Annotated in this window: 23 protein-coding genes; 13 read left to right on the top strand and 10 right to left on the bottom strand. The window is 65.5% G+C overall.

What is annotated here, in order from left to right; genetic code table 11:
• The first annotated feature begins 5 nt into the window (after nt 1-5).
• The 5 genes from EYE42_RS07470 (at nt 6) to lexA (ending at nt 4,203) form a co-directional block, all read left to right on the top strand.
• A complete protein-coding gene (locus tag EYE42_RS07470) occupies nt 6-917 on the top strand; it encodes a carbohydrate kinase family protein (RefSeq protein ID WP_130990684.1) in 912 nt (303 codons plus the stop codon).
• Between the two features lie 34 nt (nt 918-951).
• On the top strand, nt 952-1,743 hold the full coding sequence (gene trpC / locus EYE42_RS07465) for an indole-3-glycerol phosphate synthase TrpC (protein ID WP_130990683.1): 792 nt from the start codon (nt 952-954) through the stop codon (nt 1,741-1,743).
• Nucleotides 1,740-2,213, top strand: coding sequence for a cyclic pyranopterin monophosphate synthase MoaC (gene moaC, locus EYE42_RS07460; RefSeq protein ID WP_130990682.1), 474 nt, complete (start codon nt 1,740-1,742; stop codon nt 2,211-2,213). Before trpC ends, moaC begins: the two co-directional genes overlap by 4 nt.
• The gene (locus EYE42_RS07455; protein WP_130990681.1) at nt 2,210-3,388 is read left to right on the top strand and encodes a molybdopterin molybdotransferase MoeA; all 1,179 of its coding nucleotides are present in this window, start codon (nt 2,210-2,212) and stop codon (nt 3,386-3,388) included. Before moaC ends, EYE42_RS07455 begins: the two co-directional genes overlap by 4 nt.
• A 101-nt stretch (nt 3,389-3,489) precedes the next feature.
• Nucleotides 3,490-4,203, top strand: coding sequence for a transcriptional repressor LexA (gene lexA / locus EYE42_RS07450; protein ID WP_130990787.1), 714 nt, complete (start codon nt 3,490-3,492; stop codon nt 4,201-4,203).
• 18 nt (nt 4,204-4,221) lie between these two features.
• Here the strand turns inward: lexA and hemC are convergent, their stop codons facing one another.
• Nucleotides 4,222-5,157 (bottom strand): hydroxymethylbilane synthase, encoded by a 936-nt coding sequence (hemC, locus tag EYE42_RS07445; RefSeq protein ID WP_130990680.1) that lies wholly within the window; start codon nt 5,155-5,157, stop codon nt 4,222-4,224.
• Between the two features lie 75 nt (nt 5,158-5,232).
• On the opposite strand from hemC, the gene hemE reads away from it, so the two are divergent.
• Nucleotides 5,233-6,261 carry a uroporphyrinogen decarboxylase gene (gene hemE, locus EYE42_RS07440; protein ID WP_130990679.1) on the top strand — a complete coding sequence of 343 codons (1,029 nt, stop codon included), beginning with the start codon at nt 5,233-5,235 and terminating at the stop codon, nt 6,259-6,261.
• Nucleotides 6,262-6,270: 9 nt separating this feature from the next.
• Here hemE and hemF read toward each other — a convergent pair whose 3' ends face one another.
• Nucleotides 6,271-7,125, bottom strand: a complete 855-nt coding sequence (gene hemF / locus EYE42_RS07435) for an oxygen-dependent coproporphyrinogen oxidase (protein WP_165455738.1) — start codon at nt 7,123-7,125, stop codon at nt 6,271-6,273.
• A gap of 75 nt (nt 7,126-7,200) precedes the next feature.
• Here hemF and EYE42_RS07430 point away from each other — a divergent pair, with 75 nt between their 5' ends.
• Complete coding sequence (locus EYE42_RS07430; RefSeq protein WP_130990678.1) at nt 7,201-7,620, top strand: hypothetical protein; 420 nt, start codon at nt 7,201-7,203, stop codon at nt 7,618-7,620.
• Between the two features lie 3 nt (nt 7,621-7,623).
• Here the strand turns inward: EYE42_RS07430 and EYE42_RS07425 are convergent, their stop codons facing one another.
• Genes EYE42_RS07425 through clpS form a run of 3 tightly spaced genes read right to left on the bottom strand, consistent with a single transcriptional unit; the run spans nt 7,624 to nt 9,754 of the window.
• A complete protein-coding gene (locus EYE42_RS07425) occupies nt 7,624-8,430 on the bottom strand; it encodes an SDR family NAD(P)-dependent oxidoreductase (protein ID WP_130990677.1) in 807 nt (268 codons plus the stop codon).
• The gene (locus tag EYE42_RS07420) at nt 8,430-9,434 is read right to left on the bottom strand and encodes a class I SAM-dependent methyltransferase (protein ID WP_246020635.1); all 1,005 of its coding nucleotides are present in this window, start codon (nt 9,432-9,434) and stop codon (nt 8,430-8,432) included. The genes EYE42_RS07425 and EYE42_RS07420 overlap by 1 nt, the downstream gene beginning before the upstream one ends.
• A 2-nt stretch (nt 9,435-9,436) precedes the next feature.
• Nucleotides 9,437-9,754, bottom strand: coding sequence for an ATP-dependent Clp protease adapter ClpS (gene clpS / locus EYE42_RS07415; RefSeq protein ID WP_130990675.1), 318 nt, complete (start codon nt 9,752-9,754; stop codon nt 9,437-9,439).
• A 174-nt stretch (nt 9,755-9,928) separates the two neighbouring features.
• Here clpS and EYE42_RS07410 point away from each other — a divergent pair, with 174 nt between their 5' ends.
• On the top strand, nt 9,929-11,632 hold the full coding sequence (locus EYE42_RS07410) for a D-alanyl-D-alanine carboxypeptidase family protein (RefSeq protein WP_130990674.1): 1,704 nt from the start codon (nt 9,929-9,931) through the stop codon (nt 11,630-11,632).
• A 70-nt stretch (nt 11,633-11,702) separates the two neighbouring features.
• Here EYE42_RS07410 and ccoS read toward each other — a convergent pair whose 3' ends face one another.
• From ccoS to EYE42_RS07390, 4 genes are read right to left on the bottom strand one after another with little or no spacing between them, the layout of a single operon-like run.
• On the bottom strand, nt 11,703-11,864 hold the full coding sequence (gene ccoS, locus EYE42_RS07405; RefSeq protein ID WP_130990673.1) for a cbb3-type cytochrome oxidase assembly protein CcoS: 162 nt from the start codon (nt 11,862-11,864) through the stop codon (nt 11,703-11,705).
• Between the two features lie 14 nt (nt 11,865-11,878).
• On the bottom strand, nt 11,879-14,071 hold the full coding sequence (locus EYE42_RS07400) for a heavy metal translocating P-type ATPase (RefSeq protein ID WP_130990672.1): 2,193 nt from the start codon (nt 14,069-14,071) through the stop codon (nt 11,879-11,881).
• 1 nt (nt 14,072) lies between these two features.
• A complete protein-coding gene (locus EYE42_RS07395) occupies nt 14,073-14,537 on the bottom strand; it encodes a FixH family protein (protein ID WP_130990671.1) in 465 nt (154 codons plus the stop codon).
• Nucleotide 14,538: 1 nt separating this feature from the next.
• Entirely contained in the window at nt 14,539-16,089 is a 1,551-nt protein-coding gene (locus EYE42_RS07390) for an RdxA/RdxB/FixG family protein (RefSeq protein ID WP_130990670.1), read from the bottom strand.
• 147 nt (nt 16,090-16,236) lie between these two features.
• On the opposite strand from EYE42_RS07390, the gene EYE42_RS07385 reads away from it, so the two are divergent.
• The 5 genes from EYE42_RS07385 to EYE42_RS07365 all read left to right on the top strand — a co-directional run bounded on the left by EYE42_RS07385 (nt 16,237) and on the right by EYE42_RS07365 (nt 20,764).
• Nucleotides 16,237-16,896, top strand: a complete 660-nt coding sequence (locus tag EYE42_RS07385; RefSeq protein ID WP_130990669.1) for a glutathione S-transferase family protein — start codon at nt 16,237-16,239, stop codon at nt 16,894-16,896.
• 101 nt (nt 16,897-16,997) lie between these two features.
• Nucleotides 16,998-18,956 carry a DNA topoisomerase IV subunit B gene (parE, locus tag EYE42_RS07380; RefSeq protein ID WP_130990668.1) on the top strand — a complete coding sequence of 653 codons (1,959 nt, stop codon included), beginning with the start codon at nt 16,998-17,000 and terminating at the stop codon, nt 18,954-18,956.
• Nucleotide 18,957: 1 nt separating this feature from the next.
• Nucleotides 18,958-19,791 (top strand): thymidylate synthase, encoded by an 834-nt coding sequence (locus EYE42_RS07375; protein WP_130990667.1) that lies wholly within the window; start codon nt 18,958-18,960, stop codon nt 19,789-19,791.
• Between the two features lie 2 nt (nt 19,792-19,793).
• The gene (locus EYE42_RS07370) at nt 19,794-20,273 is read left to right on the top strand and encodes a dihydrofolate reductase (protein WP_130990666.1); all 480 of its coding nucleotides are present in this window, start codon (nt 19,794-19,796) and stop codon (nt 20,271-20,273) included.
• A gap of 62 nt (nt 20,274-20,335) precedes the next feature.
• Nucleotides 20,336-20,764 (top strand): VOC family protein, encoded by a 429-nt coding sequence (locus EYE42_RS07365; RefSeq protein ID WP_130990665.1) that lies wholly within the window; start codon nt 20,336-20,338, stop codon nt 20,762-20,764.
• Nucleotides 20,765-20,786: 22 nt separating this feature from the next.
• On the opposite strand, the gene EYE42_RS07360 is transcribed toward EYE42_RS07365, so the two are convergent.
• Nucleotides 20,787-21,287, bottom strand: coding sequence for a MarR family winged helix-turn-helix transcriptional regulator (locus tag EYE42_RS07360; protein ID WP_130990785.1), 501 nt, complete (start codon nt 21,285-21,287; stop codon nt 20,787-20,789).
• Between the last annotated feature and the right edge of the window lie 90 nt (nt 21,288-21,377).

The following is a 21,377-nucleotide window of genomic DNA, read 5'->3' as shown; positions in this document are numbered from 1 at the left end:
GGATCATGATCCTGTGCGCGGGCGAGTCTCTGATCGACCTGGTGCCCGATAACGGCTGCTTCAGGCCGCTTGCGGGCGGATCGGTCTATAATACCGCCATCGCCCTTGGCCGGCTGGGTGAACCCGTGTCCTATCTGTGGCCGATCAGCACCGATCCTTTTGGCGATGTGCTGCTGCAACCGCTGACCCAGGCCGGAGTCCACACCGGCCTGTGCCCCCGCACCGACCGGCTGACCACGCTGGCCGTGGTCACGCTGTCGGATGGCGAGGCGCGCTATTCCTTCTATGATGAAGGATCGGCGGGCCGGATGCTGGCGCCGTCCGATATTCCCGCGCTGCCCGATGCGGTGCAGGCCCTGTTCGCCGGGGGCATCAGCCTGGTTCCGGACCCCTGCGGCGCGGCCATCGAGGCGCTGATCGCGCGCGACGGCGACCGGCTGCCGGTCATGCTGGACCCCAATATCCGGCCGTTCTTCATCGCCGATCCCCATGCCTATCGCGCCCGGCTGGGGCGGCTGATAGGGCGTGCCGACATCGTCAAGCTGTCGGGCGACGATCTGGACTGGCTGTATCCGGGCCTGGCGCCTGACCAAGCCGCGCGACAGGTTCTGGCCCAGGGTCCGCGCCTGGTGCTGCAAACGGGCGGGGCGGCGGGCGCGCGGGCGCATTGGGCGGGGGAAACCGTATCGGCCGCCGCGATCCGAACCACCGTTGCCGATACGATCGGCGCGGGCGACACCTTCAATGCGGGCATCCTGGCCAGCCTGCGTCGGCAGGGCGTCCTGGGCAAACAGGGCCTTGCGGCGATAACTGCCGACCAGGTCGCAGCCGCCCTGACCTTTGGCGCGCAGGCTGCCGCCATCACCGTGTCGCGACCGGGCGCCAATCCCCCCTGGGCACACGAGATGCCGGTCTGAAACCTTGAACACATCCAAAAGCGAGGGATCGGCAATGGACATCCTCGACCAGATCAAGACCTACAAGCTGAAGGAAATCGCGATCGCCAAGACGGCCCGGCCCCTTGCCGAGATCGAAGGGGCGGCGGGCGATGCCTCGCCCCCGCGCGGATTTGCGCGTGCCCTGAGCGAGCGGGCCAGGACCGGCCCCGCTCTGATCGCCGAGATCAAGAAGGCGAGCCCGTCCAAGGGCCTGATCCGGGCAGACTTCGATCCGGCCGGCCTGGCCCGCGCCTACGAATCCGGCGGCGCGGCCTGTCTGTCGGTCCTGACGGACACCCCCAGTTTTCAGGGCGCCCCCGATTTCCTATCGCAGGCCCGGGACGCCTGTTCCCTGCCCGTCCTGCGCAAGGACTTTCTGTATGATCCCTATCAGGTCGTCGAGGCACGGGCCTGGGGTGCCGACTGCATCCTGATCATCATGGCCTCGGTCAGCGACAGCCAGGCCGCCGAACTGGAAAGCGCTGCCCACGCGTGGGGCATGGACGCCCTGATCGAGGTTCACGATGCCCATGAACTTGACCGCGCCTTGCGATTGCAGTCGTCCCTGATTGGCATAAACAACCGAAATCTCAAGACGTTCGATCTGTCCCTTGACGTAACGCGGGAACTTGCCCCGCTGGTCCCTGTCGGCCGCGATATCGTCTGCGAAAGCGGCTTGCACACTGCCCTGGACCTGCGCGCCATGATGCAGGTGGGCGCGCGCCGCTTTCTGATCGGGGAAAGCCTGATGCGCCAGGCCGACGTGACCGCGGCCACCCGCCAGATCCTGGATGTCGCCGCATGACCCTGACGCATTTCGACGCCGCGGGACAGGCACATATGGTCGATGTCTCGGACAAGGATACAACCGCCCGCGAAGCCGTGGCGCGGGGTTCGGTGGTGATGACCACAGAAACCCTGGCCCTTGCCCTGGGCGGCGCCAAAAAGGGCGACGTGCTGGGCGTGGCCCGGCTGGCAGGTATCATGGCGGCCAAGCGGACCGCCGACCTGATCCCCCTTTGCCATCCCCTGCCGATCACCAAGGTTTCGGTGGACCTGCAAGCCGATCACGATCTGCCCGGCATCCGGGTATCGGCGACGGTCCGCACGACGGGACGGACCGGGGTCGAGATGGAGGCGCTGACAGCCGTCTCGGTCGCGTGCCTCACGGTGTATGACATGCTCAAGGCCGCAGAAAAATCCATGACCATCACCGGAATCGGACTGGTCAGGAAAAGCGGCGGCAAATCAGGCGATTACGAGGCAAAGTCGTGATTACGGTCGAACAGGCCCTTTCCCATGTTCTGGCCCTCGCGCCGCCGGTCCGCAGCGAGATGATCCCTCTCGATCAGGCATTCGGCAGGGTTCTGGCGGAACCGGTCCTGTCGCGGATCACGCAGCCGCCCTTCGAGGCCTCGGCCATGGACGGCTATGCCATCCGCGACGCGGATATCGGCAGCCCCCTTGCGGTCATCGGAGAGGCGGCGGCGGGACGGGCCTTTCCGGGCAAGGCCGCGCCCATGACGGCCGTGCGTATATTCACGGGCGCGCCTGTGCCGGCAGGCTATGACCGGGTCGTCATGCAGGAAAACGTGTCCCGCACGGGCGACACGATCATCATCGCCAATTCCGACGGCGGCAGCAATATCCGGCCAGCGGGCGACGACTTCCGCCAGGGCCAGCCCTTTCATCCTGTGCGGCCTTTGTCCGCGCCGGATATCGGCTTGCTGGCCGCGATGAACCTGCCTGTGGTCCCGGTTGCGGCGCGGCCCCGGGTGGCGATCCTGGCAGGCGGAGACGAGCTGGTTCCTGCGGGAACAGTGCCCGGACCGGGCCAGATCATCAGCTCCAACGACCTCGCGATCGCGGCGCTCGTGCAGGAAGCCGGGGGCGATCCCTGGCGTCTGCCGATCGCGCGCGACACCCTCGGCAGCCTGCGGGCATCCCTCGAGGCGGCCTGCGAGGCTGACCTGGTGGTGACGATCGGGGGTGCCTCGGTCGGGGATCATGATCTTGTGGGCCAGGTTGCGGACGACGTGGGAATGGACCTTTCGTTCCACAAGATCGCAATGCGCCCCGGAAAACCGCTTCTGGCGGGAAAACTTGGCCACATACCCATGCTGGGCCTGCCGGGAAATCCCGTTTCGGCAATCGTTTGCGGTATCCTGTTCGTGCAGCCCCTTATCAGGATCATGCAGGGACTGGAGACGGGATTGCGGGTGGAGAGAGCGCGTCTCGGGGCTGATTTGGCGGCCGAGGGCAACCGTCAGCACTATCTCCGGGCAAGACTGGAGCGCAGGGGGGATTTGCCCGTCATCGTTCCGTTCGCCAGCCAGGATTCCGCCCGACTGTCGCTGATGGCCGAGGCCGATGCGCTGCTGGTCCGGCCTGCCCATGACCCGGCGCGGAAGGCGGGCGAGCAGGTGAACTTCATCCCCCTTCGCGGCTGACGATTAACATTTTTTTCAGCATTTCCTGTTCTGTTCGTTGACGCAGGGGCGCTCTTGCGATAGAACAGAAATGGAACAATGCCATGGGCGGGATGACGGAAATGCTGACGAAGAAGCAGATCTTGCTGCTGGACTTCATTCAGAAACGGATGGCGCGCGACGGGGTGCCGCCCTCCTTTGACGAAATGAAGGAAGCCTTGGACCTGCGATCCAAGTCAGGTATTCATCGTCTTGTCACGGCGCTTGAGGAACGTGGCTTCATCCGCAGGCTGCCTCATCGGGCCCGCGCGCTGGAAATCGTCCGCTTGCCCGATGCCCTTGCCGAGGCGGGCGGGGACACAAGGCCCGGCTTCGTTCCGCGCGTCGTGTCCGGTCCCGCCGCGGCCCGCAGTGCCCGCCCCCGGGGCGCGATCACCATCGCCGACAGTCCTGCCGTGGAACTGCCCCTGATGGGGCGGATCGCCGCCGGTGTGCCCATCGAGGCGATTTCCGAGGTGTCGCATCATGTCGCCGTGCCGGGCACGATGCTGAGCGGCCGGGAACATCACTATGCGCTCGAGGTGCAGGGCGATTCCATGATCGAGGCCGGAATCAACGATGGCGACGTGGTGGTGATCCGTGAACAGGATACGGCCGACAATGGCGACATCATCGTGGCCCTGGTCGATGGCCATGAAGCCACGCTGAAGCGATATCGCCGCCGCGGTGGCATGATCGCCCTCGAAGCAGCCAATCCCGCCTATGAGACACGCATCCTGCCCGAGGACAGCGTTCGCATCCAGGGCCGGCTGGTGGGGCTTATCCGCAGCTACTGAAGGGCGGATGCCGCCGGTTCAGGAAAAGAAATCCTTGCCGGCCCGACCCAGCAGCTCGTCGGCAAGATCGGCCCCCATGGTTTCCGCGTCGGCGACACCGCCCTCGCGATATCCGCTGATCCTGGCCGACCCGTCCGGGCGCAGGATTTCACCCCGCAGCAGCAACGATTTTTCCCGTATCTCGGCCAGTCCCGCGATCGGCGTCTGGCATGAACCGTCCAGCCGCGCCAGATAGGCACGCTCGGCCGCGATCCGGTGCCCGGTGGGACCGTCATGGATCGCCGCAAGCAATCGGGCTGCACGATCATCCTCTTTGCGCCGTTCGATCCCGATGGCGCCCTGCGCCACAGCCGGCAGCATCTCGGCCGGGTCGATCGGACCCCGTGCGGCGTCCAGCATGTCCAGACGCGAGAGCCCGGCCATGGCCAGAAACGTCGCCGAGGCGACCCCGTCGTCCAGTTTCCTCAACCGTGTTTGAACGTTTCCGCGAAACTCGACAATCGTCAGATCCGGCCGCCGATTTGCCAACTGGGCCCGGCGGCGCAGGCTGGACGTGCCGACCACCGCCCCGGTGGGCATTGCGGCGATCGAGTCGAAATGCGGGCTGACAAAGGCGTCGCGCACATCCTCGCGCGGCAAAAGGCAGTCGATCACCAAATCATCGGGCTGGATCGTCGGCATATCCTTCATCGAATGAACGGCGAGGTCGATCTGCCCCCCAATCAAGGCATCCTCGATCTCCCGCGTGAACAGCCCCTTTCCGCCGATCTCCTTGAGGGGGCGGTCGATGATCCGGTCGCCGGTGGTCTTGATCACCACGATCTCGAAGGCATCTGCGGACAGGCCATGTGCGGCGGCAAGGCGATTGCGCGTCTCATAGGCCTGGGCAAGCGCCAGCATCGAGCCGCGGGTTCCGATCTTGAGCGGGCGGGAAGGGTCGGGCATCTGCGTCATGACGCCGGCATAGCGGGCGGCAGGCCGCTTGACAACGCCCCCCACCTCGCCTTGAAGGGGCGGTCAGGAGGCCTCATGACCAAACTGCTGCTGCGTGCCCTGGCGGGCGAGACCCTGCCGGTTCCTCCGATCTGGATGATGCGCCAAGCCGGACGCTATCTGCCCGAATATCGGGCCACACGGGCACAGGCCGGCGATTTTCTGTCCCTCTGCTATACGCCCGACCTTGCCGCCGAGGTAACGCTGCAACCCATTCGCCGCTTCGGGTTCGACGCGGCCATCCTGTTCGCCGACATCCTGCTGGTGCCCCAGGCGCTTGGCGCCGATCTGTGGTTCGTGACCGGCGAAGGGCCGCGGCTTTCCACGGTGACGACACCCGGCGACCTGGCGCGGTTGCGGCCGGCCGACCAGATCCACGACCGTCTGGCGCCCGTCTATGAAACGGTCCGCATCCTGGCCCGCGAACTGCCGCCCGAAACCGCGCTGATCGGCTTTGCCGGCGCCCCCTGGACCGTCGCGACATACATGATCGCCGGTCGCGGCACCCCTGACCAAGCCCCCGCCCATGCCTTGAAGAATGCCGACCGGGCGACGTTTTCCGCGCTTATCGACCGGATCACCGAAGCCACCATCCTTTACCTGTCGGCCCAGATCGAGGCGGGCGCCGAAACCGTCAAGCTGTTCGACAGTTGGGCAGGCAGCCTGCGAGGCGCGGATTTCGACGATTTCGCCCTTGCCCCGGCCCGCAGGATCATCAACGCGCTGAAGGCCCGTCATCCCGATGTGCCGATCATCGCCTTCCCGCGCGAGGCCGGCGACCGCTATGCCGGATTTGCCAGGGCGACGGGGGCGGATTGCGTGGCCTTGGACAGTTCGGTCAGCGCGGAATGGGCCGCGTGGCATGTCCAGACGGACGGCTGCGTGCAGGGAAACCTCGATCCGCGGCACATGGTCACGGGCGGGCCCGAGCTGACGGCCGAGGCGCAGCGGATCACCCGCGCCTTTCGCGGCGGGCCGCATATCTTCAACCTGGGCCATGGGATCACCCCTGACGCCGATCCCGACAATGTGGCCGCAATGATCGAGGCGGTCAGGACCGCCTGAGCCAGCCGGTCAGATCCATTTCGCAAGCGGAGGCAGGCTCATCAGGACGGCATTGGCGTCATGGCCGGTTTCCAGCCCGAATTTCGTGCCCCGGTCGTAAACCAGGTTGTATTCCGCATAAAGGCCGCGGTGGATCAGTTGCGCATCCCGGTCGGCGTCGGTCCATGCCTGCCCGGATCGGCGTTCCGCCAGCGGCATGAACGCGGGCAGGAATGCCTCGCCCACGGCGCGGGTAAAGGCGAAATCCGCCTGCCAGTCTCCGGTGTTCAGATCGTCGAAGAAAACACCGCCCACCCCGCGTGCGCGGCCACGATGGGGAATGAAGAAATAGTCGTCGGCCCAGGCCTTGAACCGGTCGTAATAGCCAGCCCCATGCGCATCGCAGGCCGCACGCAGCGTCGCGTGAAAATGGGCCGTATCCTCGGCGTATTCGATGCAGGGATTGAGGTCGGACCCGCCGCCGAACCACCAGGCGCCGGGCGTCCAGAACATCCGCGTGTTCATGTGCACCGCCGGAGCATGGGGGTTCTGCATATGCGCCACGAGGCTGATCCCCGAGGCCCAGAAGCGCGGGTCGCTGTCGATGCCCGGAACCCCCCGGGACGCCATCGCCGCCTGGGCACGGGGGGCAAGGGTGCCGTGAACCTCGGACCAGTTGACGCCGACCTTTTCGAACACCCGCCCGCCGCGCATCACCGACATCAGACCGCCCCCGCCATCGGTGTCGCGCCGGGTGGAGGTCACCTCGAAACGACCCGCCGGCAAAGTGGCGGGACCATGATCCTCGAGCGATTCAAAGGCCGCGACGATGCGGTCGCGCAATTCCCGGAACCAGGCGGCGGCGATCCGGCGTTCGTGATCCATCAAGCTCTCCAGACGTGAATTGCCAGTTCGTTCCGGCAGCGTTAGCATTTGCCATCCGCTCTAATGGGACAGGCCATGCCTCGCAACACCACCCTTGCTGCGGCCGTGCTTCTTCCCCTGCTGGTTGCGGCCTGCGGCACGCCCCAGGACCGCTGCATCAGCCGGAATACCGGCGAGTACCGCACCGTCAGCGGTCTGCTGGCCGAGGTCGAGGGCAACCTTGCGCGCGGCTATGCCTGGGAGGAACGGCAGGTGATCCGTGATCGCCTGACCCAGTGCCGCGCCTATGCGCGCGACCGGGATGGACGCGTCGTGGCGACCTACGAGCCCTGTTGGCGCGATTACGTCGACGTCGAACGCTATCGTGTCCCGATCGACCCGGCGGCCGAGCAGCGCAAGCGCGACAATCTGGCAGCCCGGCAAGCCGCCCTGGCAGGCCAGGCCAAGGCTGTGGTGCAGGCCTGCCAAGCCGCATTTCCCGAAGACCAGGGCTGACCCTCAGACCGTTTGGGCGCCCACCCGGTCGGCCAGACTGCGTCCGCCGTCGACTGTGATGATCTGCCCGGTCACGAATTTCGACGCATCGCTGGCCAGGTAGGATACCGTCTCGGCCAGTTCGTCCGCGGCGGCAATGCGGCCCATGGGCGTTGCGGCAATGATCCTGTCGCGCAGTTCAGGCCGGCTGCGCAGCGATTCCCTCAGTTCGTGGGACATCACGCTGCCGAACCGCACGCCGTTCACCCGGATGCGGTGCGGCGCCAGCACCAGTGCCATGCCCCTGGTGGCCTGCTCCTGTGCGGCATAGGCGATGGAATAGTCCAGCATGGTCGGCACGGGATGCAGGGCCGCCAGGGTGGAAAGATTCACGATGGCACCCGCCGAGGCGGTTCCGCCTTCGCCCTCGGCCTGCTTGATCATGCGCTTGGCCACCAGTTGCGTCATGCGCAGGCTGGTCATCATGTTCTGCCGCAGCAACCGCTCCAGCACCTCAAGATCGGCATCCAGCGGGTCCGATGCCAGAACCAGCCGATGCGCGTTGACAAGAATGTCCACGCGGTCAAAGGCATCCAGCGTGGCCGACAGCAGATTGGCCGTTGCCAGCTTGTCCGAAACCCGGCCCCAGAAGCTGCGCACATGCGGGTCACGATCATCATAGTCGGATATCGCCTCGTTCAATGCGGCCTCGTCGGTATCGGCGAACATGACATTGGCGCCCCGTTCGACGAAATGGCGGGCAATGGCCAATCCTATGCCGCGTCCGGCGCCGGTGACGATGGCCGTCTTGCCCTGGATCGAGGTTCCCATCAGTGTCGTCCCCTGCGTATGGCACCACGTCCGGCCCCTGTGGCCTCGATCACCTTGAAGCGGTTGTCGCCTCCGATTTCCTGAACCTGTGCGAAATGCTGCGTCAGGGCCGGCTCATAGGGCAGGTGACGGTTGGCCACCAGCCAGAGCCGCCCAGCCCCCGTCAGCAAACGCGCGGCCGCCGCGATGAAGTCGGTCCCGATCCGCGGGTCCGCGGTGCGCCCGTCGTGAAAGGGCGGGTTCATCAAGACCCCGTTCACCGGCTCGGCCAGCGAAAAATCGCGGGCATCGGCCCAGTGGAACCGGGCACGCGGATCACGGATATTGTCGCGGGCCGATTCAAGGGCATCATGCTCGGCCTCGACCAGATGGATGACCTCGATGCCCGGCCTTGCCAGGGCCTGCGCCGCAAGCCATCCCCACCCCGCGCCCAGATCGATCACGCGCGTCGGCATCCGGTCGGGCAGGCACGCCGCCAGCAGCGCCGATCCCGGATCGATGCCGTCCGCCGAAAACACGCCGGGTCGGGTAACGAAACCCGGTGCGATCTCGCGGCTGCGACCCGCCCAGTCCGCCGGCAGCCAGTCCCCTTCGGGAAGGATGACGCGAAAGATCTTGCCGTGGGCCTTGCTGTGAACCTCGTCCACGGGGGCCAGCCTGCGCAAGTCCTTCAGCATGGTCTCGACGCCATCGGTCCGCTGCCCGCTGACCCACAGCGATGCACCCGGCGCAAGGCGGGACGCAGCCTCGGCGATCCAGGCACGGCCCTGTGCCCTGGCGCGCGGCAGAACGACCATCGCCCCGTCGAATCGTCCCTCGACCTGCGGCATGACCTGAAATCCCCGCCCGGCAAGAACGTGGTGGTCGTGGACATTGCCCTGACGGAGACATGTCTGTTCCATATCCAGGGGTGCCAGATCGTCCCCCCCCCTGGCGCCGATCACAAGAAAGCGACCCCCGGGATGTCCGTCGGGGAACGCAAGGGCCAAGCGAGTCGTGGTCACCGTTATTCTTTTTCCATCGTGCATTGCAGCGGATGCTGCTGGCGTCGCGCCAGTTCCATCACCTGCGCCACCTTGGTTTCGGCGACCTCGTGCGAGAACACCCCCACCACCGCCAAACCTTTGCGATGAACGGTCAACATGATCTCTATCGCCTGGGCGTGGGTCATGTTGAACAGGCGTTCCAGCACATGGACCACAAATTCCATGGGCGTGAAATCGTCGTTCAGCATCAAGACCTTGTACATGGGTGGCCGCTGTGTGCGGGTACGCGGCTTGACCACCAGATCGACTTGGTCGTCGGGGCGGTCGCTGTTGGTCATCCCGTGCGCCATGCTGTTCAAAGTGATCGAAAATCCTGTCATCCGTCTGCCAATATAGCGAATTCTGCCGCCGATGAAAGACCGGGCAGGCGTGTCGGAAAGCATCAAAATAAAACAAAAGAACGGTGACAGGGCAGAATATCTCGTGTTATTCTTGGTTTGTTAAGCAATGGCATGCAACCAACGACATGCCGCAGAGGCAGAGAGACCGCGACAGTGATCCGATTTTTCCAGACAGCCCGGCTATGGGCTTTGCTTGTGCTGGCCGTCCTGGCTCCGGCGACCTTGTCGGCGGCCCCTTTCGCCGCCTATGTCATCGACGCGCGGACCGGCCAGCCGATCTATCGCCAGAACGAGGGGACGCGGCTGCATCCCGCGTCCCTTACAAAGATGATGACGCTTTACATGGCGTTCACCGCCATAGAACGGGGGCAGGTCCGGCTGGATTCGCAGTTTCCCGTGTCCAGCAACGCCGCCGCCGAGCCTCCGTCCAAGCTGGGCCTGCGGGCGGGCCAGCGGATCGAATTACGCTATCTTATCCGTGCAGCCGCCATCAAGTCCGCCAACGATGCCGCGACCGCGATCGGCGAAGGGCTTGCAGGGTCCGAGGCCGCCTTTGCCCAGCAGATGACGCAGATGGCCCGCGCCCTGGGAATGGGGAACACGAATTTCCGGAACGCCCATGGCCTGACGCAGGAGGGTCATTATTCGACCGCGCAGGACATGACCACCCTGGGACGGCGGCTGTTCTACGATTTCCCGCAATACTATAATATCTTTTCGCGTCGCTCGGCCGATGCGGGAATTGCGCAGGTCGCATCGACGAACAAGCGTTTCCTGGACGCCTATCAGGGGGCCGACGGCATCAAGACCGGATACACGCGGGCGGCGGGCTTCAACCTGACAGCCTCGGCCCAGCGTGGAAACAAGCGGCTGGTGGCCACGGTTTTCGGCGGCACCTCGACGGCCCATCGCAACCAGGTGATGGCCCAATTGCTGGATGCCGGCTTCAACCGCGTTCCAAACCGCGTGCGCGAGGTACGGCCCGAGGCGCCCAACCTGATCGCCCAGCGGGTCGTGCGCCGCGCGCAGGTCCAGCCCTCGGCAGCCGCGACACAGCCCGCGACCGAGCGCCTGGTTCTCAGCGCCTCGGCCCCGCCGGTTCGGGTCAGCCGCCCGGCCCTGGCCTCGACGGCGGCGGTATCCCCACCCGTCCCTGTGCCGGCACAGGTTGCCCAACCGACCGGTGGGTTGACCTTGGCTTCCAGTGCCCGGCCTGCCAGCCGCCGTGCGGCCGCTGCGCCCGCGGCCGTTCCCGCGACCCCCGTTGCAGCCGCAGATGACCCTGCGCCGCAGTCGGCCAGCCTTGCCGCCCCGGTTCTGGCGCAGTCGGCGCGCCCTGCCCCGGCCCCCCGGTCCCGGTCGGCAAGCACCGCCGCGGTTGTTGCCGCACCCGCCATCGAACCCGAGGCCATCGCCCGCGCCGTGGCCGAGGCCGTTCCTCCGGCAGGGGGAACAACGATGTCGCTTCTGGCTTCGCCCGCGCCCAAGCCGCGGTCTGAAACGGTCATTCTGGCCGCGATGGGCGAAGGCGACCTTGCCGAGCCCGAAGCGCTGGAAATCGTGTCCCGATCGTCCGACGGCGGACGCGGCTGGGGCGTGACGCTGGGGCTGTTCACCTCCCGTGCCGAGGCTGAGGGCCTGCTGATGCGCAGCGCCCTGGAGGACGGTGCGATCCTGGGCAGCGCCACCCGCCAGGTGGCTGACACCCGGCGTGGCTTTCAGCCGGGATTTGCGAACTTGACCAAAGCGAATGCGGACCTGATCTGCAACCGCTTCGCCAGCCGGTCGCAAGACTGCGCCGTTGTCAGCCGCTGATCTTTCGGACCATGTGCGGAAGGGGGCAGAACATCTGCCCCCTTTTCCATTTCGCGCTCGGCCAGGGGCATCAGTCGGGCCGCGGCCGGTCATCCCACCGATTGTTCAGGATACGTTCGGCATCGCCCTTGGGGTCCTCGAACTGGCGCGACCGCAGGGCCCACACAAAGGCCGCCAATCCGGCCGCACCCAGGGCCAGCGATACGGGGATGAGGATGGACAGGATTTCCACAGGCGTTTCCCTTGTCAGTCCCGCAGCCGCAGGGCGTTCAGCGTCACCGTGATCGAGCTGAGCGACATGGCGAGCGCGGCGATCAGCGGTGTGACCATGCCGAAAACGGCCAACGGCACGGCCACGATGTTGTAGGCGATCGAGATCGCGAAATTCTCGCGGATCCGGCGGGTCGCACAGCGGGCGGTCGCCACGGCATCGGCCACCGGGGCCAGATCGACGCCGGTCAGAACCATATCGCTGGCCACCCGGGCCGCATCCAGCGCACTTGCGGGCGAGATCGAGGCATGGGCGCGGGCCAGCGCGGCCGTGTCGTTCAAACCATCGCCCACCATCAGGACGCGCCTGCCCTCTGCCGAGAGATCGGCTATGATGGCTTCTTTCCCCCGAGGGTCCACGCCTGCGTGGTAAGCCCCTATCCCGAGACGACCAGCAAGGTCCGCGACCGCAGCCTGTCGGTCGCCGGATATGACCATCACGGACAGTCCTGCCCCGCGCAGCCGTGCAACGCAATCCGCCGCGCCGGGGCGCAGCGCGTCGGCAAAGTCCAGCCGCACCGGTTCGCGCCCCTCGACCGCGAACCAGGTGGCGCTGTGGGGATTGTCGGCCTCGTCGTCGCCGGCTCCCAGCCATTCCGCACGCCCCAGCTGCAAGGTTCTGTGCCCCCAGCGGGCCGCGACGCCGCAACCCGGATGTTCGACCACATCCGTCAGGGCAGCAGCCGGTTCATCGGCAAGAGCCTGGGCCAGGGCGCGCGATAACGGATGGGCAGACGCCTCGGCCATGGCGCGGGCCGCGGGGCGCAGGTCCGCGGGAAGGGAATCAAGGGAAACAAGCACCGGGCTGCCCAGGGTCAGCGTGCCGGTCTTGTCGAAGACGACGGTGTCGATTTCGGCCAGACGTTCCAGGGCGGTGCCATCCTTGATCAGCAGCCCGCGCCGGAACAGCCGGCCCGAGGCCGCCGTGGCGACCGCCGGAACCGCCAGCCCCAGCGCGCAGGGGCATGTCACGATCAACACGGCCGCCGCGATATTCACCGCCAGCCGCAGATCGCCGGTGGCCCACATCCAGCCCGCGAAACTGCACAGCGCCATCAGATGCACGCTGGGGGAATAAGCCCTGGAGGCCCGTTCCGCCAGCGACGTATAGCGGCCGCGCGCGGCCTCGGCGGCCTCGACCAGGGCGGTCAGGCGCGCCAGGGACGAATCGCGGCCCGCCGCCGTCACCCGCAGGGTCAGGGGTCCGGTCAGGTTCACCTCGCCGGCCGACAGCATCTGGCCGGGGGCGGCAGGCACCGGCAGCGTTTCGCCGGTCAGAAGGGCGCGGTCGATCTCGGACCGGCCCTCGACGATCCGGCCATCCGCCGGAATGCGGGCGCCGGAGCGGATGCGGATCAGATCGCCCGGACGCAGCGCCGCCACCGGCACGACCCGCTCGGCTCCGTCCGCCAGCAGCGTGGCGCGCGGTACCTCGAGCGCGGTCAGTTCGGCGGCGGCAGAGCGTGCGATGGCGCGGGTGCGGTGGTCCAGATAACGACCGATCAGCAGAAAGAAGCACAGCATCACCGCCGCGTCGAAATAGGCGTGATGGCCCGACTGCATCGTCTCAAAGACGGAAATCGCACTGGCCAGGACCAGCGCCAGGGAAATCGGCACATCCATGCCCAGTCGTCCTGCCCTCAGCGACATCCAGGCGCTGCGGAAAAAGGGCTGTCCCGCAAAGACCACCGTTGGCAGGGCGATGGCCCCGCTGATCCAGTGAAACAGGTCGCGGGTGGCATCCTGCGCGCCGGACCAGACCGCGACGGACAGGATCATGATGTTCATCATGGCAAAGCCAGACACGCCGATCCGCATCAGCAGGTCGCGTCCCTGCCGGTCGGCGGTGGTTGCCGCAAGGGCATCGGGGTCAAGCTCGTGCGCCTCGTAGCCCGCGCGCGCCAGAACCGGGATCAGATCGTCGGCCTTCAATCCGGGCGCATCGACCGTGACGCGCCGCAGCGTCAGGTTCACGCGGGCATGGCGCACGCCCGGATGGCCGGACAGGGCAGCTTCGACATCGGCGATGCATGTGGCGCAATGGGCGGTGGGCAGCGACAGGATCAGCGTGCCCTGCGCAACCTCGGCCCGGTCGGCCAGCCGTTGCGCCAGGGGGGCCGCGTCGCAGGCCGGGCAGGCGCTGAAGCCCGAGACGGTCAGGTCTGCCATGTCAGTTCCCCCGGTCGGGGACATAAAGGTGAAGCTTCTGCCGGAAGGCCGTGCCATCAGGGGCGAAAGCCGTCACCTGAATGGTCCAGTTGCCCGGGGCAAGCGGCAGCGGCGCGCGATAGACGCCGCCCTCGGCCCGCAATGCAGGCGTCACGTCGCCCCGCCGGTGGGTCGGGCGCCCGACCGTGGCGGACAGGTCGCGCAGGACCGGAGGATTGCCCGCGGCATCGACGACGCGGATGACCAGGTTGGCGCCATCGTGATCGGCACGGGCCGCCCAGCCCAGAGTCTGCTGTGCTTTGCGGTCGCGATCAAAGGTCTGGGACGCAATATAGCTGTTCCTGACCTCGACCCCCGGAAAGCTGCCGATGGCCAGAAAAGCCATTGCCAGGTTGACCGCAATGATCACGCCAAAGGCCGACAGGGTGATGATCAGGACGTGGCGGCCGGTCAGTTCCTGTGCCATATCATTCCCCTTTTCCATGAAAGACGGTTTCCGCCGTCGCGGTGGTGCCATCGGAAAGGTCGCGCGCGACCAGGGCCAGCGGGGTGGTGGCTTTCTGTGCCGGATCGGATCCTGCGGGCGCCGTCACATACAGCCTGCGGCTGAGGGTTTCATCCGCCGCGACCCCGACCGAACCCGAAGGCGCGCCCTCGATGGCGACCGACAGGCCGTCCGCCCCTTTGACATCAAAGGCAAAGCTGCGCGCCTCGTTCTGTTTGTTGCGCAGGCGCACCTCGTAGGTGTTGCGGATTGCGCCATCCGACAGGGTGACGAACAGGGGGTTGCGCACCGGCGAAACGTTCAGTTCCAGCGGCGAACGCAGAAACAGCGCGACAATCATGGCAAGGCCGATCCCCGCCCACAGGGTGAAATACAGGATCGTGCGCGGCCGGACGATATGCCGCCACGCCGGCTTGGGCGCGACACCGGCCCGTTCGGCCGTCTCGTCCCTGAGCGCCATGTAGCCGATCAGACCGCGCGGCTTGCCGATCTTGTCCATGATCTCGTCGCAGGCGTCGATGCACAGCGCACAGGTGATGCATTCCATCTGCTGGCCGTTGCGGATGTCGATGCCCATCGGGCAAACGTTCACGCAGGCCAGGCAATCGATGCAGTCGCCGGGCGAATCCTGCCGGATGGGGGCATCGACACCGGTCGGAACGCCCGGATAGGGCGTCGGTGGATAATTGCGGCCCACCGCCGGACCGGCGGCGGGGCTGATCGCCTCGGCAATCGCTGCCCCAGATGTGCAGCGCCGGTGGATATTGGCCTTGCCGCGCGGCTCGCCCCGCCATTCGCGATAGGCGACAGTCAGCGTGTCCTCGTCCATCATGGCGGCCTGAATGCGCGGCCAGGGGCAGGCATAGATGCAGATCTGCTCGCGCGCAAAGCCTCCGAACACAAAGGTCGTGGCCGTCAGGATGGCCATGGTGATATAGGCCACGGGATGGGCCTGCCCGGCCAGCAGGCCTGACAACAGCGTCGGCGCGTCGGTGAAATAGAAAATCCACGCCCCGCCCGTCAGCAGGGCGATGACCAGCCAGGCCGCCCATTTCGCCACCCTCAGCCCGACCTTGTGGGCATTCCAGTTCTGCCGATACAGGCGGAGACGGGCGTTCCGATCACCCTCGATCCAGCGTTCGACCAGAATGAACAGGTCGGTCCAGACGGTCTGCGGGCAAGCATAGCCGCACCAGACCCGCCCCAGGACCGAGGTGAACAGGAACAGCCCCAGTCCCGCCATGACAAGAAGGCCTGCCACGAAATAGAATTCATGCGGCCAGATCTCGATCCAGAAGAAAAAGAACCGGCGATTGGCAAGATCGACCAGAACCGCCTGGTCGGGCATTGCCGGCCCGCGGTCCCAGCGGATCCACGGGGTGACGTAATAGACCGCCAGGGCCAGGGCCATGACGATCCACTTGAGGGTTCTGAACCGCCCCTTGACGCGCTTGGGAAATATCGGCTCGCGCGCCGCATAAAGGCTGGGGGGGTCCAACTCTTGGCTGGACATGGGAAGAAGTGCTCCTGTTTCGCCAGACTGGTCTAGACCGGCGGCACGGGGCATACCTTGACCTGCATCAAATCCCGGACCTCAGGATGACGCTTCCGCAGGGCGGCCTGCTGGCCTAACCTGCGGTTCGGACATAAGGAGCCTTTCATGCTGACCATTCACGGTGTTACCCGGTCCCGGGCTTCTCGCATCATCTGGCTGTGCCATGAAATGGAACTGCCGTTCCGCCAGATCCCGGTGATTCAGGCCTATCGCCTTGGCGATCCCGATGCGACCGATGCGCCCCTGAACACCCATTCGCCGGCCTTTTTGTCGTTGTCGCCCGCCGGTGCGATTCCCGTGATCGAGGATGACGGGCTGGTGCTGTCGGAATCCCTGGCCGCGACCCTGTATCTGGCGCGCAAGCACGGCGGCCCCCTGGCCCCGGCCGATCTGGCCGAGGACGCGCTGATGATGCAGTGGAGCTTTTACGCCGCCACCAGCATCGAACCCGATGCGCTGACGATCCTTTTCCTGCATGGCCGTGCCCGCCCGCCATCGGACGAAGACGGGGCCATCATCGCCAATTCGGCCGAACGGCTGGTCCGCCCGCTGAAGGTGGTCGAGGGGCATCTGTCCAGCCGCAGCTATCTGATGGGCGACCGGTTCACCGTGGCCGACATCAACATGGCCGAGGTGCTGCGATATGCGCAGGGCCATGGCGACCTGATGTCCCGGTTCCCGGCCGTCATGGCCTGGCTCGAGGCGTGCCAGGCACGCCCGGCCTTCCGCAAGATGTGGGAAAGCCGCGCCGCAGAGCCGGAGTAGCCATTCCGGTCCGGGCGCCTTATATTGCCCATGCCGGACTGGCCTTGGGCCCTGCCCCAGGGAATAGTCCTTTGCCAAAGCCAAGAACCAGAGCAGACCCCATGGCCGACGATCTTCTTTCCGCCGCCGAGGCGACCGACAGCTATTCCGCCGCTTCGATCGAGGTGCTGGAGGGGCTGGAACCCGTGCGCAAGCGGCCCGGCATGTATATCGGCGGCACGGACGACCGCGCGCTGCATCATCTGGTGGCCGAAATCCTTGACAATTCGATGGACGAGGCCGTGGCGGGCCATGCGACCCGGATCGAGGTCGAGCTGCTGGCCGATCACAGCGTGGTGGTGCGCGACAATGGCCGTGGCATCCCCGTCGACCCCCACCCCAAGTTTCCGGGCAAGTCCGCCCTTGAGGTGATCCTGTGCACCCTGCATGCGGGGGGCAAGTTCTCGGGGGATACCTATCAGACATCGGGGGGGCTGCACGGGGTGGGTGCTTCGGTGGTGAATGCGCTGTCGGACAGCATGGTGGTGCAGGTCGCCCGCAACCGGGAACTGTTCGAGCAGCGGTTTTCGCGCGGGGTGCCGCAAGGGCCGGTGGCCAGGATCGGCGCGGCGCCCAACCGGCGCGGCACAACCGTGACCTTCCACGCGGACGAACAGATTTTCGGCCATCACCGCTTCAAGCCTGCGCGGCTGCTGAGGATGGTCAAGTCCAAGGCCTATCTGTTCAGCGGCGTCGAGATCCGCTGGAAGTCCGAGATCGACGACGGCGAAACGCCCTGCGAGGCGACGTTCCATTTTCCAGGCGGCCTTGCCGATTATCTGGCCGAAACGCTGAAGGGTGCCAGCACCTATGCCGACCGACCCTTTGCGGGCAGCGTCGATTTCAAAAGGTTCAAGGCGCCGGGCAAGGTCGACTGGGCGATCAACTGGACGCCTGCGCGCGATGGATTCATCCAGTCCTATTGCAATACCGTTCCCACCCCCGAAGGCGGAACGCACGAGGCAGGATTCTGGTCCGCAATCCTCAAGGGGGTTCGCGCCTATGGCGAACGGGTCAACAACAAGAAGGCCGCCCAGATCACCCGAGAGGATCTTCTGACCGGGGGCTGTGCCCTTGTGTCCTGCTTCATCCGCGAGCCCGAATTCGTGGGCCAGACCAAGGACCGGCTGGCAACCACCGAGGCCGCCCGGCTGGTGGAAAACGCCGTGCGCGACCATTTCGATACCTGGCTTGCCGGCGACACGAAATCGGCGGGCGCGATCCTCGATTTTCTCATCCTTCGCGCCGATGAACGGATGCGCCGCAGGCAGGAAAAGGAAACCGCCCGCAAGACGGCCACGCGCAAGCTGCGCCTGCCGGGCAAGCTGGTCGATTGTTCCGCCACCGGCCGCGACGGCACCGAACTGTTCATCGTCGAAGGCGACAGCGCGGGCGGCAGCGCCAAGATGGCGCGCGACCGCACCACCCAGGCCCTGCTGCCCCTGCGGGGCAAGATCCTGAACGTCCTCGGGGCGGCATCTGGCAAGATGGGGGCCAACCAGGAAATAAATGACCTTTGCCAGGCGCTTGGCGTCGGAATGGGAACCAGATTCAACGTCGATGACCTGCGCTATGACAAGATCATCATCATGACCGATGCGGATGTGGACGGCGCGCATATCGCGTCGCTGTTGATGACGTTCTTTTTCACCCAGATGCGGCCGATGATCGACAAGGGGCATCTCTATCTGGCCTGCCCGCCGCTTTACCGCCTGACGCAGGGGGCACACCGAATCTATGTCGCCGACGATGCCGAAAAGGAACGGATGCTGGCCAAGGGACTGGGCGGCAAGGGCAGGATCGACGTCCAGCGATTCAAGGGCTTGGGCGAGATGGACGCCAAGGATCTCAAGGACACGACGATGAACCCCGCAACGCGCAAGCTGATCCGGGTCAGCATCGACGACGACGAAGGCGGCGAAACCGGCGACCTGGTAGAGCGTCTCATGGGGAAAAAGCCCGAACTGCGGTTCGAATACATCCAGGAAAACGCCCGTTTCGCCGAAGAACTGGACGTCTGACATGCAGCAGTATCACGACGCCCTGCGGACGGTTCTGGACCACGGTCAGGACAGCACGGATCGCACCGGCACGGGCACGATCTCGTATTTCGGACTGCAATCGCGCTATGCCCTGGATGACGGGTTTCCCCTGGTCACAACCAAGAAGCTGCATCTGAAATCCATCATCCATGAATTGCTGTGGTTCCTGTCGGGCGACACGAACATCCGCTATCTTCGGGAAAACGGCGTCTCAATCTGGGACGAATGGGCCGACGGGGACGGTGACCTGGGGCCGGTCTATGGGCATCAGTGGCGCCGGTTCCCCAAGCTGGTGCCCAGCGGTCAGACGCTGGACGGGCAGCCGCTGTTTCTGGCCGGCCAGGTCGACCAGATCGCCGATCTGGTTCAGGCGATCCGCAAGACCCCCGATTCGCGCCGCTTGATCGTATCGGCGTGGAATCCGGCCGAGGTCCCCGACATGGCCCTGCCCCCGTGCCATACGCTGTGGCAGGTGCGCATCCTGGGCGACCGGATGCATCTGCAGCTCTACCAGCGGTCCGCCGACATGTTCCTGGGTGTGCCCTTCAACATCGCCTCGTATGCGCTGCTGCTGGTGATGCTGGCGCATGTGACAGGCTACCGACCAGGCGATTTCGTGCATTCCATCGGCGACGCGCATATCTATTCGAACCATCTGGAACAGGTGCACACCCAGTTAGCCCGGACGCCCAAGCCCCTGCCCCGGCTGCATCTGCGCCGACAGGTGGATTCGATCTTTGATTTCCGATACGACGATTTCGAGGTGCGGGACTATCATCCCGATCCGGCCATCAAGGCCCCGGTGGCGGTCTAGTCATGCTGACCCTGATCGCGGCGCGCGGCATCGACGGTGCCATCGGCAAGAACAACAAGATCCCCTGGCACGCGCCCGAAGACCTGGCTTTCTTCCAGCGAGAAACCACCGGCGGCGCCCTTGTCATGGGTCGCCGGACATGGATCAGCCTGCCCGTAAAACCCTTGAAGAACCGGCTGAACCTTGTTGTTTCTTCGGATGAATCGATTGCTGAACAGGTCTTTTCGTCGCCCGAGATGGCGGTCGATCATGCCTGTCGGTCAGGCCATCGCCGGGTCTATGGCATCGGCGGGGCCGGCATCTATCGGGCGCTGCTGCCGCAGGCAGACCGGCTTTTGCTGACCGAGGTGGATCTGGCCGTCCCGGACGCCGACGCATTCTTTCCGGGCCTCGACCTGGCACAGTGGACCTGCATCGGGAGTTTTTCCTTGCGCCCGGCCGATCCGGCCTGCGTGCTGGTCGAATACCTGCGCCGCCGCTGATCCGTTTGCGCCCCGTTGCCCGCCATGCCAAGCTGCGGGCAATCTGCAAGAAGGAGATGCCCGTGAAGATCCGCTATCTGCATACGATGGTCCGCGTAAAGGATCTGGACAAGACCATGGCGTTCTTCAAGCTGCTCGGGCTTGAGGAAACGCGCCGTATCGACAATGACAAAGGGCGCTTCACCCTGGTTTTCATGGCCCCGCCGGACCAGCCGGAATGCCCGGTGGAACTGACCCACAACTGGGACGGCGACGACGGCCTGCCCTCTGACAGCCGTCATTTCGGCCATCTGGCCTATCGCGTCGGCAACATCTACGAGATGTGCCAGAGGCTGATGGACGCAGGCATCACCATCAACCGCCCGCCGCGTGACGGGCACATGGCCTTTGTGCGCAGCCCCGACAACATCTCGATCGAATTGCTGCAGGAGGGCGATCCCCTGCCCCCGAGCGAGCCCTGGACCAGCATGGAGAACACCGGTCACTGGTAGGCTGCGCAGGGACGGCCGGCCGTCAATAGATGTAACGGATCTGTTCAAGCCAGAACCGTTCGATCCGGCGGTTCTGCAGGTTCACCTGATCCAGGGGGGGATCCTCCAGCACGCCGGATATGGCAAGCCCTTCGGCATGGCGCAGGAACAGCCGGTGAACCAGATCGCGGATCGCCTGTCCTTCTTCGGTCAGCTTCACCCGGACCGAACGGCGGTCAAGGTCGCTGCGCTCATGATGGACATAGCCCATCGTGACCAGCTTTTTCAGGTTATAGCTGACATTCGATCCCTGATACATGCCGCGGGACCGCAATTCGCCCGCCGACACCTCGGCCCCGCCGAGGTTGTACAGGATCATCGCCTGAACCGGCGTCAGGTCGTTCTGGTTGAGACGCTCGAATTCGTCCTTGACCAGGTCCAGCATCAACCGATGCAAACGTTCCAGAAGCTGCAACGACTCCAGATAGGCATCGGTCATGTCGGCCAGATCGGGCAATGCCTGAACGTCGGACTGGGGGCGCATGTCGCGCGGCACGGGGGAAATCATGGCGGCTTGCGGTCCTGATTTATCTGTCATGACGGCATCATTGCCGCAAAAAGCAAAATCTTCAGT

Origin of the sequence: Paracoccus subflavus (assembly GCF_004310345.1) — a bacterium.
GTDB lineage: Bacteria > Pseudomonadota > Alphaproteobacteria > Rhodobacterales > Rhodobacteraceae > Paracoccus > Paracoccus subflavus.
This window is presented reverse-complemented; position numbering and strand designations above follow the sequence as displayed.

Excerpts from the sequence above, each read along its gene's own strand:
- EYE42_RS07470 (WP_130990684.1), top strand. The coding sequence starts at position 6 with ATGATCCTGTGCGCGGGCGAGTCTCTGATCGACCTGGTGCCCGATAAC.
- trpC (WP_130990683.1), top strand. The coding sequence starts at position 952 with ATGGACATCCTCGACCAGATCAAGACCTACAAGCTGAAGGAAATCGCG.
- moaC (WP_130990682.1), top strand. The coding sequence starts at position 1,740 with ATGACCCTGACGCATTTCGACGCCGCGGGACAGGCACATATGGTCGAT.
- lexA (WP_130990787.1), top strand. The coding sequence starts at position 3,490 with ATGCTGACGAAGAAGCAGATCTTGCTGCTGGACTTCATTCAGAAACGG.
- hemC (WP_130990680.1), bottom strand. The coding sequence starts at position 5,157 with ATGACGCAGATGCCCGACCCTTCCCGCCCGCTCAAGATCGGAACCCGC.
- hemE (WP_130990679.1), top strand. The coding sequence starts at position 5,233 with ATGACCAAACTGCTGCTGCGTGCCCTGGCGGGCGAGACCCTGCCGGTT.
- hemF (WP_165455738.1), bottom strand. The coding sequence starts at position 7,125 with ATGGATCACGAACGCCGGATCGCCGCCGCCTGGTTCCGGGAATTGCGC.
- EYE42_RS07430 (WP_130990678.1), top strand. The coding sequence starts at position 7,201 with ATGCCTCGCAACACCACCCTTGCTGCGGCCGTGCTTCTTCCCCTGCTG.
- EYE42_RS07425 (WP_130990677.1), bottom strand. The coding sequence starts at position 8,430 with ATGGGAACCTCGATCCAGGGCAAGACGGCCATCGTCACCGGCGCCGGA.
- clpS (WP_130990675.1), bottom strand. The coding sequence starts at position 9,754 with ATGACCAACAGCGACCGCCCCGACGACCAAGTCGATCTGGTGGTCAAG.
- EYE42_RS07410 (WP_130990674.1), top strand. The coding sequence starts at position 9,929 with ATGCAACCAACGACATGCCGCAGAGGCAGAGAGACCGCGACAGTGATC.
- EYE42_RS07400 (WP_130990672.1), bottom strand. The coding sequence starts at position 14,071 with ATGGCAGACCTGACCGTCTCGGGCTTCAGCGCCTGCCCGGCCTGCGAC.
- EYE42_RS07395 (WP_130990671.1), bottom strand. The coding sequence starts at position 14,537 with ATGGCACAGGAACTGACCGGCCGCCACGTCCTGATCATCACCCTGTCG.
- EYE42_RS07390 (WP_130990670.1), bottom strand. The coding sequence starts at position 16,089 with ATGTCCAGCCAAGAGTTGGACCCCCCCAGCCTTTATGCGGCGCGCGAG.
- EYE42_RS07385 (WP_130990669.1), top strand. The coding sequence starts at position 16,237 with ATGCTGACCATTCACGGTGTTACCCGGTCCCGGGCTTCTCGCATCATC.
- parE (WP_130990668.1), top strand. The coding sequence starts at position 16,998 with ATGGCCGACGATCTTCTTTCCGCCGCCGAGGCGACCGACAGCTATTCC.
- EYE42_RS07375 (WP_130990667.1), top strand. The coding sequence starts at position 18,958 with ATGCAGCAGTATCACGACGCCCTGCGGACGGTTCTGGACCACGGTCAG.
- EYE42_RS07370 (WP_130990666.1), top strand. The coding sequence starts at position 19,794 with ATGCTGACCCTGATCGCGGCGCGCGGCATCGACGGTGCCATCGGCAAG.
- EYE42_RS07360 (WP_130990785.1), bottom strand. The coding sequence starts at position 21,287 with ATGCGCCCCCAGTCCGACGTTCAGGCATTGCCCGATCTGGCCGACATG.